The sequence below is a fragment of the Gilliamella sp. G0441 genome, assembly GCF_050589305.1.
Taxonomy (GTDB): Bacteria; Pseudomonadota; Gammaproteobacteria; order Enterobacterales; family Orbaceae; genus Gilliamella.
Genome location: NZ_JBNRJF010000001.1, coordinates 1 through 13,743, shown reverse-complemented (window position 1 = coordinate 13,743; position 13,743 = coordinate 1). Strand labels below are relative to the sequence as shown.

Annotated in this window: 13 protein-coding genes and 1 pseudogene; 13 read left to right on the top strand and 1 reads right to left on the bottom strand. The window is 32.6% G+C overall.

Annotated features, from left to right (window positions below):
- Nucleotides 1-35 precede the first annotated feature (35 nt).
- The 6 genes from ACKJXD_RS00070 to ACKJXD_RS00045 all read left to right on the top strand — a co-directional run bounded on the left by ACKJXD_RS00070 (nt 36) and on the right by ACKJXD_RS00045 (nt 5,605).
- Complete coding sequence (locus ACKJXD_RS00070) at nt 36-644, top strand: CDP-alcohol phosphatidyltransferase family protein (protein WP_267359900.1); 609 nt, start codon at nt 36-38, stop codon at nt 642-644.
- 13 nt (nt 645-657) lie between these two features.
- Nucleotides 658-2,409: a bifunctional alpha/beta hydrolase/class I SAM-dependent methyltransferase gene (locus ACKJXD_RS00065; protein ID WP_430875166.1), complete on the top strand. Its 1,752-nt coding sequence runs from the start codon at nt 658-660 to the stop codon at nt 2,407-2,409.
- Nucleotides 2,410-2,421: 12 nt separating this feature from the next.
- Nucleotides 2,422-3,738, top strand: a complete 1,317-nt coding sequence (locus ACKJXD_RS00060) for a phosphatase PAP2/dual specificity phosphatase family protein (RefSeq protein ID WP_430875165.1) — start codon at nt 2,422-2,424, stop codon at nt 3,736-3,738.
- Nucleotides 3,725-4,210, top strand: a complete 486-nt coding sequence (locus ACKJXD_RS00055; protein WP_430875164.1) for a hypothetical protein — start codon at nt 3,725-3,727, stop codon at nt 4,208-4,210. Before ACKJXD_RS00060 ends, ACKJXD_RS00055 begins: the two co-directional genes overlap by 14 nt.
- A gap of 56 nt (nt 4,211-4,266) precedes the next feature.
- Nucleotides 4,267-5,205 carry a phosphatidate cytidylyltransferase gene (locus tag ACKJXD_RS00050; RefSeq protein ID WP_411598653.1) on the top strand — a complete coding sequence of 313 codons (939 nt, stop codon included), beginning with the start codon at nt 4,267-4,269 and terminating at the stop codon, nt 5,203-5,205.
- Between the two features lie 136 nt (nt 5,206-5,341).
- Nucleotides 5,342-5,605, top strand: a complete 264-nt coding sequence (locus tag ACKJXD_RS00045) for an HPr family phosphocarrier protein (protein WP_065558280.1) — start codon at nt 5,342-5,344, stop codon at nt 5,603-5,605.
- Between the two features lie 124 nt (nt 5,606-5,729).
- On the opposite strand, the gene ACKJXD_RS00040 is transcribed toward ACKJXD_RS00045, so the two are convergent.
- Nucleotides 5,730-7,091 carry an APC family permease gene (locus ACKJXD_RS00040; protein WP_430875163.1) on the bottom strand — a complete coding sequence of 454 codons (1,362 nt, stop codon included), beginning with the start codon at nt 7,089-7,091 and terminating at the stop codon, nt 5,730-5,732.
- Between the two features lie 729 nt (nt 7,092-7,820).
- On the opposite strand from ACKJXD_RS00040, the gene ACKJXD_RS00035 reads away from it, so the two are divergent.
- The 7 genes and pseudogenes from ACKJXD_RS00035 to ACKJXD_RS00005 all read left to right on the top strand — a co-directional run.
- Complete coding sequence (locus ACKJXD_RS00035; RefSeq protein ID WP_430875162.1) at nt 7,821-8,666, top strand: MurR/RpiR family transcriptional regulator; 846 nt, start codon at nt 7,821-7,823, stop codon at nt 8,664-8,666.
- A gap of 278 nt (nt 8,667-8,944) precedes the next feature.
- The gene (locus ACKJXD_RS00030; RefSeq protein WP_430875161.1) at nt 8,945-9,391 is read left to right on the top strand and encodes a PTS sugar transporter subunit IIA; all 447 of its coding nucleotides are present in this window, start codon (nt 8,945-8,947) and stop codon (nt 9,389-9,391) included.
- A gap of 10 nt (nt 9,392-9,401) precedes the next feature.
- Nucleotides 9,402-9,881 carry a PTS system mannose/fructose/N-acetylgalactosamine-transporter subunit IIB gene (locus ACKJXD_RS00025; RefSeq protein WP_430875160.1) on the top strand — a complete coding sequence of 160 codons (480 nt, stop codon included), beginning with the start codon at nt 9,402-9,404 and terminating at the stop codon, nt 9,879-9,881.
- 34 nt (nt 9,882-9,915) lie between these two features.
- Nucleotides 9,916-10,722 (top strand): PTS mannose/fructose/sorbose/N-acetylgalactosamine transporter subunit IIC, encoded by an 807-nt coding sequence (locus ACKJXD_RS00020; RefSeq protein WP_430875159.1) that lies wholly within the window; start codon nt 9,916-9,918, stop codon nt 10,720-10,722.
- The gene (locus tag ACKJXD_RS00015; RefSeq protein WP_294829654.1) at nt 10,719-11,534 is read left to right on the top strand and encodes a PTS system mannose/fructose/sorbose family transporter subunit IID; all 816 of its coding nucleotides are present in this window, start codon (nt 10,719-10,721) and stop codon (nt 11,532-11,534) included. Before ACKJXD_RS00020 ends, ACKJXD_RS00015 begins: the two co-directional genes overlap by 4 nt.
- Nucleotides 11,535-11,544: 10 nt before the next feature.
- Nucleotides 11,545-12,612 (top strand): tyrosine-protein phosphatase, encoded by a 1,068-nt coding sequence (locus ACKJXD_RS00010; protein ID WP_430875158.1) that lies wholly within the window; start codon nt 11,545-11,547, stop codon nt 12,610-12,612.
- Nucleotides 12,613-13,419: 807 nt separating this feature from the next.
- Nucleotides 13,420-13,743: pseudogene (locus tag ACKJXD_RS00005) on the top strand (hypothetical protein); the annotation flags it as partial.

Here is a 13,743-nt window from a genome sequence, read left to right as displayed (position 1 = left end):
TAATAGTAAAAAGATAATTTATAAAAGGATTGTTTGTGTTATCAATTTATCAATTAAAATCCCGATTTCAATCGTTACTTCGTCCCTGCGTTGAGAAATTCTATAGTGTGAACATTACCGCTAATCAGGTCACCTTATTCGCTTGTATGGGCTCTATTTTTATCGCCTTGATTGTGAGTTATTTTATTGAATATCTTTGGCTATTTTTCTTAATTCCAGTATGGATGTTTATTCGAATGGCGCTCAATGCCATTGATGGCATGTTAGCACGAGAGTATCATCAAAAATCTAATTTAGGCGCATATTTAAATGAAATAACGGATGTTATTTCCGATTGTGCGCTATTATTAGTATTTATTCAGGTGCCAAGTGTCAATACTGGTTTAGTGATATTGATTGTGTTACTGTCTTTTTTAACTGAATATAGTGGTGTTTTAGGGTTACTAATTGGTGCATCCAGACGGTATGACGGTCCAATGGGAAAAAGCGATAGAGCTTTTATTTTTAGCTTAATCAGTTTAGGTATTGCTACCGGTTTGTTACCATTGAATTGGATAAATGCGTTATTAGGGATAATTATTTTTTTACTCATATGGACGACTGTGAATCGAATTCGAAAAGGTTTGCAAGAAGCTAAAATTTAACAAGGAGTTGTCGATGCGTCAACAGCAACAAAAAACATTCACAAGCCATGATGGTTGCCAAATATTTTATCGCTACTGGCCTGCAATAGATGCCGATATTCAACCTAATCAAGCGATTGTGCTTTTTCATCGTGGACATGAACATTCTGGTCGAATAGCGCATCTTGCCGACGAACTTGAATTACCTAATTTTCACATTTTTGCATGGGATGCCCGAGGTAATGGACAATCAGAAGGTGAACGAGGCGATGCCCCCAATTTTGCTACGCTGATCAAGGATGCGAATGCTTTTATTGAACACATTACCCAAGAATTCAGTTTAAGACAACAAGATATTGCAATTATTGCACAAAGTGTGGGTGCCGTCATTGCGAGTGCTTGGGTGCATGATTATAACCCCAATATTCGGGCATTAGTATTAGGTGCGCCTGCTTTTCGTGTAAAACTTTATGTTCCTTTGGCCGTACCTGGTTTAAAATTATTATATAACCTGAAAGGTAATTTTTTTGTTAATAGTTACGTTAAATCTGGATTATTGACTCATGACAAACAACGAGCAGAATCATTTAATCAAGATCCATTAATCACTCGACCAATTTCAGTTAGATTGCTACTTGATTTATATTCTGTAGCTGATCGTATTGTTCAAGATGCTAATGCAATAACAGTGCCGACTCAAATACTTGTTTCTGGTTCTGATTTTGTTGTCAGACGCAAACCTCAGAAACAGTTTTATGAAAATTTAGGTACCACTCAAAAAGAATTTCATATTTTGCCTAATTTTTATCATGACACGTTTGGTGAACAAGAACGCCATATCGCTATTGAAAGAGCAAGGCGTTTTATTATAGGGTGCTTTGCAAATCAACCGAATATTCCTTCTTTGGTTAACGCAGACCTTGTTGGTTATACTAAGCAAGAAGCCGATAATTTATCATTGCCTGTTAAGGGAATAGTTAAACCTCTTTACTGGAAATTCATCAAAGCTAATTTGAAATATGCCAGTAAAATTTCTGATGGTATCAAACTTGGAGTTGAAACTGGGTTCGACTCAGGTAGCACATTGGATTATGTTTATCGTAATCAACCTTCAGGAAGTTCAAAATTAGGTCAGTTTTTTGACTATATTTATTTGCAATCAATGGGTTGGCGAGGAATTCGGCAACGTAAAATACATCTTGAAGAATTATTAAAACTAGCCATATCGCAATTACAAAAACACGATAATATCGTCAATATTGTTGATATAGCAGCAGGTCATGGACGTTATATTCTTGAGACTATTAATCAATTAGCCAAGAAACCTGATTCAGTACTCCTTAGAGATTATAGCGATATTAATATTCGTGATGGTCAAAATTTGATTACTGAATTAGGCTTGAGTCACCTTGTACAGTTTGAAAAGGGCGATGCTTTTAACAGACAGCAGTTAGCTGACCTATCGCCTAAACCAACATTAGCTGTCGTTTCTGGTTTGTATGAATTGTTTAGTGATAATTCATTATTACGTGAATCTTTATCGGGTTTAGCGGATGCTATCCCCAAAGGTGGATATTTAATTTATACCAATCAACCTTGGCATCCTCAACTTGAGTTTATTGCTCGAGCATTAACTTCACATCGTGACGGGCAACCATGGATAATGCGCAGACGGACACAACTTGAAATGGATCAACTTGTCATGGCAGCAGGCTTTCGAAAAGTCACAATGCGTATTGATCAGTGGGGGATTTTTACGGTGTCATTAGCTCAGCGCATTGATTAATTGATTAACGTTATGATGAAGCAGGGTTCTATTCAATTAAACATTAACAAATGTTTATGGCTTATCGGGTTAACGGTATTTTTCTTTGTTAGTTACAATTTTAGCAATGCATTCACAGCTGAACGTAATGATGTCAGTAGCATTGTTTTTGATTGGGAAACGATCATACCACTTTGGTCATGGACGATTGTGCCCTATTGGTCGATAGATTTAATGTATGGACTTGCTATATTACTAGCAAAATCGAATCAGTCATTAAAAACACTTTGTTTTAGATTATTAACCGCACAAATTATTTGTGTCTGTTGTTTTCTTGTTTTCCCACTTAAATTCAGTTTTGATCGTCCAGCTATGGACGGATTTTTTGGTTTACTTTTTGATATTCTTATGGGATTTGATAAACCTTTTAATCAAGCCCCATCATTACATATCACATTACTTATTATTTTATGGCAGTTCTATGCTAATTATTTTCAGACTTTTTTCCGTTATATTTTGCATATTTGGTGTTTGTTAATTGCGCTATCGGTATTAACAACCTGGCAACATCATTTTTTTGATATCCCAACTGGTGTATGGGTGGGGTGTTTATGCATATGGTTATGGCCTAATGATGGTATATTTACCCTAAAATTAGCGTTTTTATCAAAACAGTACCGTTGGGCTTTTATTTATTGTTGTTTAACTCTGTTAACCATGAGTTTGGCCATTTATATGAAGGGGTGGGGACTTTGGCTATTTTGGCTTTCTGGGGCATTTTTGTTGGTCGCCCTTAATTATTTATTGATAGGTGCAAAAGGATATCAAAAACAATCTAATGGGCATTTTTCACTCGTCGTTATTTTATTATATTTACCTTATTTTATCATTATGTGGATCAATTCACGTTTATGGACGATTCGGTACCATCCAAACAATTTCATTGAGGATAACGTTTATTTAGGTAGAATTCCTTCAACGTACTATCTGAAACACAATCAATTTACAACTATTGTTGATTTATGTGCAGAACTGCCGATAGGTCAATTTAAAGGTAATTATATGCTAATGCCCATTTTGGATATGACACCGCTCACGCAAGCGCAATGTCAAATGACGGCTGAAATCATTGAACAATATCGACTGCAAGGTCGATTGTTAGTCTGCTGTGCATTAGGTTATTCAAGAAGTGCGACAGCAGTTATCGCGTGGTTGTTGTGGACTCATCGAGCCAAGGATGTTGATGATGCGATAGCTAAGGTAAGAACATGTCGGCGTAATATTATTATTTCAACTAGACAACGGTTAATATTAATAGAATGGAGCAGAAATCTACATGCTGAAATCTGATCATAATAGAAAACAGTTTCACACCAATCAAACTCAAATTGTGACATTGTGTAGTTTGCTTTCTTTAAGTAAGCAAATTAATATTTTTTCTGGGTTTTTAACAATTTCTGCGCTGGTCATTGGTTTTATTTATCTGGCAATTAATGATTCGAATCTGATAAGTTTAATCTGTTTTTTTGTTTTTATTTTAGGCTTAATAAGTCAATATTATGCACTTAGGACTAATTTCGATATCAAACTTTTTGAATATTTGACGCCATATATTCATGAACCCTCAATAGTGTTGAAAGAGTTAGATCATGCGCTTGTAAAATTAGGTTTAATTAAATCTGATTTTTCTAAATCTCGAACAATGTATGAGCGCGAAAAAGGGACATTACGACTTTTCAAAATTCAAATAGTGACAGTGATGATCCAACTTTTACTCTTTATAGGCGGATTTGCCAGTCGTATTATTTATAATTTATTGTAAAATGATTTCAACATTCATTTTTAAAGTATTAAAAAATCAGCAATTTGAGGAAATAGATGTCTAACTATCAATACCATACTTTATTGCTATTTTTGGGCGTTACTCTATTTTTAATCGTTGCTTCGTTAATTGGACTCATGTTAAAACATCGAATTCGATCACCTAATCGGGTTATTGATAATTTAAATACTCGCATTAATGCGTGGTGGGTCATGGTGGCGATTTTAGGTACTGCTTTTTTGATCGGAAAATTAGCCGTCATTTTTTTATTTTTCGTGGTATCGGGTTTAGCATTACGCGAGTTTCTTAATCTGACCAGTATTAGCCGAGATGATTATTACGTTTTAATATTTGCTTTCGGAATAGCGTTGCCGGCGCAATATATTTTAGTCGCTGTTTCATGGTATGGTCTATTTAGCATATTCATTCCAGTATACGGTTTTTTAATTTTATCGATTTTAGCCACAGTTACTGGATCCTCATTTAAATTCTTAGACAGAACGGCCGAAGTACAATGGGGATTAGTCATCACCGTATATAATATCTCTTGTGTACCTGCCTTATTGTCACTCCAAATTGATAGCTATCACGACCGAAATTTATTACTTATTGCTTTTTTGGTGTTAGTTGTTCAAATGTCAGATGTTTTGCAGTATGTCTTTGGTAAATTATTTGGTAAACATAAAATTAGCCCAAATCTATCACCATCAAAAACAGTGGAAGGATTTATTGGTGGCATAATTACAGCCAGTTTTATTGGTAGTTGTCTGTTTTGGATTACGCCATTTAGTTTTATTCAAGCTGGTTTAATTTCACTCATGATCACCTTGCTAGGATTTTTTGGCGGATTAGTTATGTCTGCCATAAAGCGTGATAGGGGGGTAAAAGATTGGGGTAACCTAATTGGCGGACATGGTGGTGTACTTGATCGTTTCGATTCAATCTGTTTTGCTGCGCCTGTTTTTTTTCATGTAGTCAGATATTATTGGGCATAAAATAGTATTAAGTTTAAATTAATAAAAAGCTTTGTATAAATTATAAAAATTTATATCTAAAAATGAGCAAAACAGATTATTTTATGATATAAATACTAGGTATTGTATTAACTTAAGATAGAAAGAAGGACTTAGTATGTTAAAAGAGCAAATGGTAGTAAAAAATTCAACCGGTCTTCATGCGCGCCCAGTAACGGCATTAGTTAAATTAGCCGGTCGCTATAAATCATCAATTGAGCTTGTTTATAACGACAAAGCAATTAAACTAAAAAGTATGATGGGGCTGCTAGGAGCAGGTGTAAAAGGTGGTTCAACTGTTGAAATCATCTGTGATGGAGAAGACGAGCAAGCTGCAATGGATGAAATCCGCGAATTATTTGCTACTGGTTTTGGTGAATAATTGATAAATCTTTATCAAAACAGAATGTTATAAACATATCTATTCCGTCGACTTAGGTCGACGGAATGGTTTTAAAAGGGCGAGAACTGAATACTTTTAAGTAGAACTATTTAAAAGAATTAAGCTAATCTTTGATGATTGAATTTAATTCGTGTGGATCAATAGATGGCAATAATTTTGTAAAACCCTTAGTTAAATATATCAGATAGAAAAATCCAATAGCGAGCCAAATTAAACCAACTATCATGGCTGTCGCATCTAAACTAGTCCACAACCATAAAGAAAGTAAAACACCAATTGCCGGTAAAAGGCCATATTTGATGATTAACGCTAATGTTTTGGTTTGACCTTCACCTAAATAGCTTTTAATTACACATAAATTGACAAAAGTAAATGCGACTAACGCCCCAAAGCTAATCATTGAAACAACCAATGTTAAACTTAACACCAACGATAATAATGAAAAACATGCCACAAATATTATAGATAAATAAGGTGTTCTAAAACGAGGGTGAATACGATAAAAGATCTGCTTTGGTAATACACCTTCACGACCCATTGCATAGAAGATTCGTGAAACACTGGTTTGTGCAGTCATTGCAGAGGCAAATACACCAGTTAAATAAGCCGCTTGGAAGAAGTTATACATAAACTCTCCACCTAACCGGCTAATATCGCCCACACGACGAACAACATCTAAACTTGCGGTATCTTTATTCTCTGCAAAATCAGTCCAATTTGGATAGGCTAAATGAGCACAATAAGAAACGATTAAGAAGATACATCCAGCAATAAGGACAGTCCAGATAATTGCTCTTGGTAACGATTTTTGGGCATCATTCGATTCTTCTGCTAATGTCGCAATAGCATCAAACCCTAAAAAAGCCAGACATAATATTGCTGCACCAGAAAGTAATCCGCTAAAATCGCCAGCATTAACTAATAATGGTTTCATCATAGCATCAGGCGTTAAATTAACGTTTGTAAATGTCAAAAAGATAAATAAACCGATAAAAATCATTTGAATGATGATCAAAGTGAAATTAACCGAGTTAATTAATTTGATTCCCAAATAATTGAGTAAACTTACGCCAATTAAAGATCCTAAAACAAATACGGGTGCAGGAATCGCTGGAAACGCTTCGTTTAAATAAATACCTAAAACCAAATAATTTAAAATTGGTAAAAAAAGGTAATCTAAAATTTGAGCCCAACCAACCAAAAAACCGACTTTTCCACCAAAAGTACGTTGAACATACGAATAGGCTGAACCAGCAATTGGTAGCTTATTGGCCATGCGGCAATAGCTCAATGCTGTGAAAAAGATCATTGCTAGAGTGATAATATAGGCTATAGGTAAGTGTCCATTACTTGTAACAGTGACTTCCCCATAAGTGGTAAAGATCCCCAAAGGAACCATATAAGCTAAACCAAATGCAATCAATGCAGGTGTGGTTAAAACTCGTTTCATTTTTATTGCGGACATGACTAACTTTGCTCCTCTGTCCCAAAAAACAATAAAAAACTACTAAGTATAGTTTTGCCTTTTTACCCGCTAAAAGCGGCAGGGAATTCTCCCACATTATTCTAATTATGCAAGTTAATTTTTATTATATTGACATTAAATTATGCAAATTTTGAATTAGATCATTTAATATGAATTATTTCTAAACAAATCTTAATAAAAATAGATTGTTTAAACTCATAGAAAATGACATTTTTAATATTAAGCAATTTATAATTTAATAAAATAAAGAAGATTGAAATTAGATAAGCAAGGTTAATTTGATAAGGAATTTTCTGATAATAGGAACTGATAAAAGAAGGTGTAATTACGAATTTAATAGGTTATTCGAATAAATCATTTATAAACAAAAATCCATAAAATAATGAATTTTTAAACAGGTAAAGTGATTGTATTGAGATTTTATTTAGACTTCTGAAAAGTCAGTGATTAATAATTTAGTGCTACGGAATATACTTGGCATCATGTCGAAAAAGAAAGATAATATCGATCGTAACTAAAGAAATATATTAAAACAATCTTCAATAAATTAGCATGTTAGGATTAAAAAACGGAATGTTAAAACATAATATATAATTATGAGCAATTAAAATAGTTTTAGAAGAATAAATAGATTTAAAAATAAAAAAACTATTATTTTGACGAGGAACCTTATACTTTTAACCCCATATTTAAATTTCGAGGCGAGCAATGATTAATTTGAAACTCAGAGAAATTAAAAATGATTTATCTCCAAAAGAATCTGTGGTTGCACAATATATAATGGATCATTCACAATCATTAAAAAACATGAGTATTCAAGCTTTAGCCAAACTCAATCATGTTAGTACCAGTACTATTTTACGTTTATGTAATAAGCTAGGTTATAGTGGATTTAGTGATTTCAAAGTTGATCTCATTTCATCTCCCCTTCAAAAACATAATGCTGAAATTTTACAGGATGATATAAATCTAAATGATACCTTACAGGATGTTAATCGAAAAGTACAAGCTATGGAAAAATCTTCTATTGATGAAACTCATTCAATTGTGAATCTTCATGCATTAGATCAAGCAGTTGATCTAATTATCACTAGTCATAAAATTGTAATTTTTGGTGTTGGCAGTAGTGGTTTAGTTGGAAAAGAGTTGGAATACCAACTTATAAAAATAAAAAAAGATATAAACTGCCATTTTGATGCTCATATAAGCCGAAACATTGTTAGCACATTAAGTAAAAATGATCTAATTATCATCATTTCACATTCTGGTGAAACCCCTGAGTGTGTTGAATTATTAAAACTAGCCGAAAGTTTGAAAGTTCCTTCAATTGCAATCACCAAAATGGGGCAGAGCCAATTATCTTTATTGGCAAATATTGTGTTACATACGACATCAATGGAACATGCATCACGGCTTATTCCTATTCGATCTAAAATTTCTCAAATATCTGTTATAAATATGCTATTAACAAATTTGTTTATTAGAAAGTATGATAAACATTTATTTCAGCAAACCCAAAGTCGAGAAAAGCGTAAGTATCCTAACCATAAATAAAATCATTCAAACTCAAATTTTCTAATTAGTTAACATTTATAAATGTACTATTGGTTATAATAAATCGTTTCTTATTGTTAATCTCACCTCTATCCAATTCCTTACTATATTTTTTTTATAAATATATGTTATTTAATAACATTTCAAAATAAACATGATCAAGTTCACAAATTTTTCAAAATATTAAAAAAAATGATGACTTCAATCAAACTTAGATGTAATTTTATTACTAAAATATATTATGAAAAAAGTAATATTATTACATTTAATCAATTTGTATGGAGAAAATTAAGATGGAACAACAATTACCCATTATTCTCGCCAGTCATGGTCCTTTTGCTCAAGGAGCAATGGAATGTGCTCAAATGCTCATGGGGCAACAAGAAAATATTCAAATAATATCAGTCTTGATTGATAGCAATATAGATGAATTACGTCAGCAGATGATTGATAGTTACCAGAATCTTAATAAAGGTAATGGTGTGATTATTTTGGTTGATATTATGGGGGGAACTCCTTGCAATTTAGCGAGTGAATTACTAATAAAATACAAGGATGTCTTGCTATTTTGTGGGTTTAATATTCCAGTGCTACTTGAAGTTTTAAATAATCGAGAAGGTACTCTTAACGACGTTAAATCAGCTATTGAAGATGCATATCCGCAGAGCTGTATTGACGTTGCCAAAGTAATCAATTTTCAACGAGAAAACACTACTGATTTATAAGGAGAATTAAATGCCAATTAATGTTGCTAGAATTGACGATCGTCTTATTCATGGACAAGTCATTACCACATGGGTAAAAAATTATGATATTGAACAAGTTTTAGTCATTAACGATAAAGTTGCTAACGATAAAGTTCAACAATCGGTACTCACAATGTCTGCACCAGCAGGATTAAAAGTACTTGTCTTTGGCGTTCAGCAATTTATTGAAATTCTGAAAAAAACACCTATCAAAAAACGCACAATGTTGCTATTCACAAACAGTATAGATGTGGATGTGATGGTTTCAGCTGGATTAGAATTAGAAAAACTTAATGTAGGAGGAATGCGAATGCAAAATGGACGTCATCAGTTATCACGTGCAGTATCCGTTACGCCTGAAGAAGAGCAAGCATTCAAAAATCTTATTAACAAAAATGTGATAGTTGAAGTTCAAATGGTTCCTAAAGATCCGATTGTTTTACTAAAATCACTGATTAGTAATTCATAACATACTATTTCTTAATAATATTGGAGGTTAACTTATGTTAACACAGGCTATTCTTGTCGCCATATGGGCGGGAATATGTTCATTAGATGATGTTGGTCCACAAATGCTTCGCAGACCATTATTAACAGGAACTATAGCTGGCATTATTATGGGTGATGTAGTTCAAGGACTGGCAATAAGTGCAACATTAGAATTGATGTGGATGGGTATAGGAAATGTTGGGGCTTATTCTGCTCCTGATATTGTAGCTGGCTCAATAATTGGTGTGTCTCTTGGCATTGCGACTGAAGGGGGAATTGCTGCTGGCGTGGCATTAGCTCTTCCTGTTTCAATACTTTGTCAACAATTATTGATTATTTGGCGATCTTTTGCTTGTTTTTTAAATCCATGGGCAGAAAAAAGCATTCAAAATGGTAGCTACAAAGAGTTAGCTAGAATTCATTATTTTTCGACACCAATATGGTTCTTGATACGTGCAGTTCCCTGTTTCTTAGCGATTTATTTTGGGAGTGATTTAGTTAAAGCAATTTTAGATGCAATTCCAAAAGAGATTATCAACGGAATGGGGGTTGCTTCAAAATTGATCCCTGCAGTTGGTATATGTATTTTATTACTTATGTTATTGAAAGGTGCTATGTGGTTTTTCTTCTTACTTGGTTTTATTTTAACCAGCTATCTTAAATTACCTATTATCCCAATTACCTTTATCGCTCTTGCTTTCGCCGTACTTTACGATATGGCCTATATGGCAGGGAAAAAGAACGAAAAATTTACCAACAACAATGAGGACAAAACTACATTGACGAATAATATGGCAATTGAAGAGGAATATGATTTATGAATAATGAAAAAAAAATCACGAAAAAAGATCTTAACAGTGTTTTTTGGCGTATACAAACTATACCGTTTTCATTTAATTATGAAAAATTACAGACAATTGGCTTTGCTCATTGCATGATACCAATTTTAGATAGGCTTTATAAGAATGCGGATAAAGAAACACGAGTTCGCGCTATGAGACGTCATTTTGAATTTTTCAATACTCAAGTAAATGCTGGTGCCTTAATTTTAGGTGTAACAGCAGCGATGGAAGAAAAAACGTCAGAAGATGAAAAAGAAGCTGTTATTTCTTTGAAAGCAGGATTGATGGGACCTTTTGCAGGTCTTGGCGATAGCCTATTAAAATTTACTTGGATGCCAATTTGTGGCAGTATCGGTGCAGCTTTTGCTTTGCAAGGAAATATTATTGGACCGATCTTGATGTTCCTCATTTATAACTTAGTTAATGTTTTCACAAAATACTTCTTTGTACATTATGGTTATAATAAAGGTGTTGATCTAATTGAACAATCGAAAAACTCAAACATTATTCAGAGAATCAGTAATTTAGCTAACGTAGTTGGCGTAATGGTACTAGGTTCATTGATTGCCTCAACTGTCAAAGTTTCTACTCCTTTAATGATTGAAGTGGGTGAACAATCAATCAAAGTGCAAGAAATGTTTGATAAAGTTATGCCTAATTTGTTGACTATTCTATTTGCTTTAGGGGTGTTTTACCTAGTTAGAAAGTTTCAAGGTAAATATACTGTTACATTAATCATAGTTGTAATGGTATTAGGGGTAATTCTTTCAATGTTAGGTATATTACATTAATTGGGTAAAAATGATGGAAAAACAATATAATAAGCAAGTAACAGCTGTACGTAATAAGCAGGGACAAATAGTAATATCATTCGATGAATTAAATCAACAATTCGTTAATCTATATTGGACTGAAGAAAATAATGCATACGCCCAAAATAAAACGCTCATTGGGCAAAACATGCATAGTCCAGTAATCATTGATGATCCGTTACAAAGTAAAAAACGTATTTACTTTATTCTGGAGACAAAAGAAAAAAAACCGCTCATTTTTGGTGAAAGAACTTTACCAATAACTGGTCTAAATAATTTTCGAGATTATGGTGGTTATGTTGGCCAAGATGGGAGACGAATCAAATGGGGAGTGTTTTATCGTTCAAATCATTTGTATGGATTAACCCTAGATGCACAAGCTTATATAAAAGCGCTCGATATAAAAACTATTATTGATTATCGTAGTGAAAATGAAATTAAAAATAGTCCAAATACCAATGTAGGAGAAAGACAAACATTCAATCTAAATGCTTCTGCTCAAACCGCTGAGCTTGCTGCACAATTTGCTGCCGATCCAAGTGATGAAGATCGTGCTTTAGTGGAAAGTGTAATACGGGATATTCCTAAAGAGTTAGTGAATGGAGAAGGGATACAAGTTTTTGAACAATATCGTAATTTTGTTCTAAGTGACAAATCCAAAAATGCTTACAGTCAGATGATTCGCATCTTGTTGAAGCCAAATTCAAGCCCAAGCATTCAGCATTGTCGTGGGGGAAAAGATCGAACTGGTTATGGAGTATTGCTATTGCAAGTAATGTTAGGAGTATCCGAAGAAGATATTATATATGATTACATGCTAACGCAAAAAAATCGCCTAGAGCGCAATAAAATTAAAATGGATGCTTATCGCAAAATTACCGATAATGAAGATGTCTTAGGTTATCTATTAAGTCTTATTGATACTCGAGAAAGTTTTATTATGGAAATTCTCAATACCATGAAAGAAGTTGCTGGAACCCCAGCTAACTATATTAAACAAGAATTAGGTTTCACCGATCAAGATTTTAAAACAATGCAAGATCTCTATTTAGAATAGATATTATTTATGTTTGAATAAAGGCGCAAAATATTGCGCTTTTATTTCCTTGATTACTTTCTCAACCTGATCATTTTTTTAATTCTTCCAAAATTCTATAATTATTAGATGTCTAATTGTTTACTTTAACTGATATATAAAACATAAGTATTGTTAATAATATAAATGTAAAAGTAGTTATTTAAAAGAACCCATCTTTTTTATAGAAAAACCAAGAAGTAAGTGCAAATAGAGTCATGATAATTATTGAAATCTATGAAATAATTGTAGTAATAAATTTATATCTAATTTTATACTTTAAAATAAATTTTTTCTTTAATTCCTTTTCATTTCTTGCTATTTCGGCTTCTTTTTTAAAATAATTCCATTAACCAATCACTATATACTTTGGAATATAAAAATGGACAGTAGCTCATTTATTACTAACTTTTTAGATTTGTCTTAAATAATTAAGACAAATTTATACGCATTCTTTCATACTTAGAAATTTTTAATTAACTCTTTGACATTACAAAATTTCATCAAATCTATCAATATCAGTGTACTAAAATCGTCATATCATTCTCCTATCATTGAAACATTTATTGTTGGATAAATTGGGATTTAATATTCAAAAAGTATTAATATTCTTAAGTTACCTGCGAATGCTAATATCGACCTAAACAAGAATAGTCTATGACGAAAAACACAATCTGGCGTATGATAATTAATAGGCTAAAGACTCGATTCCATTTAACCTTATATGTGCCAATGACATAAAGCGAATATATTTAAATGATGTAATCCATTATTACCGGGGATGATTTTATGAAAGGATATATTATAAATACTACCAAGAATACATATGGTTGGGTTATTTATGAAAATGATATTTCGACAGATTATCAAGAGTTTTTGAAAGGAAGATTTTTCCCTGAAAAAGAATTACCATTGTTTTTTAGTATCTCTAAAAAATCTAATTTAAATAAAGTTAAATCTGCCTTAATATTAGAATCATCAGGTCCTAAACTTGTAAATAAACTTTTAAAAGAAGTCTTAGAAGCCAATACAAATACTCTTCAGTTTTTTGATGTGGAGCTATATTGTGAAAATGAAAAGATAGAAGGTTTTTTTGCATTAAATGTCCCGAAT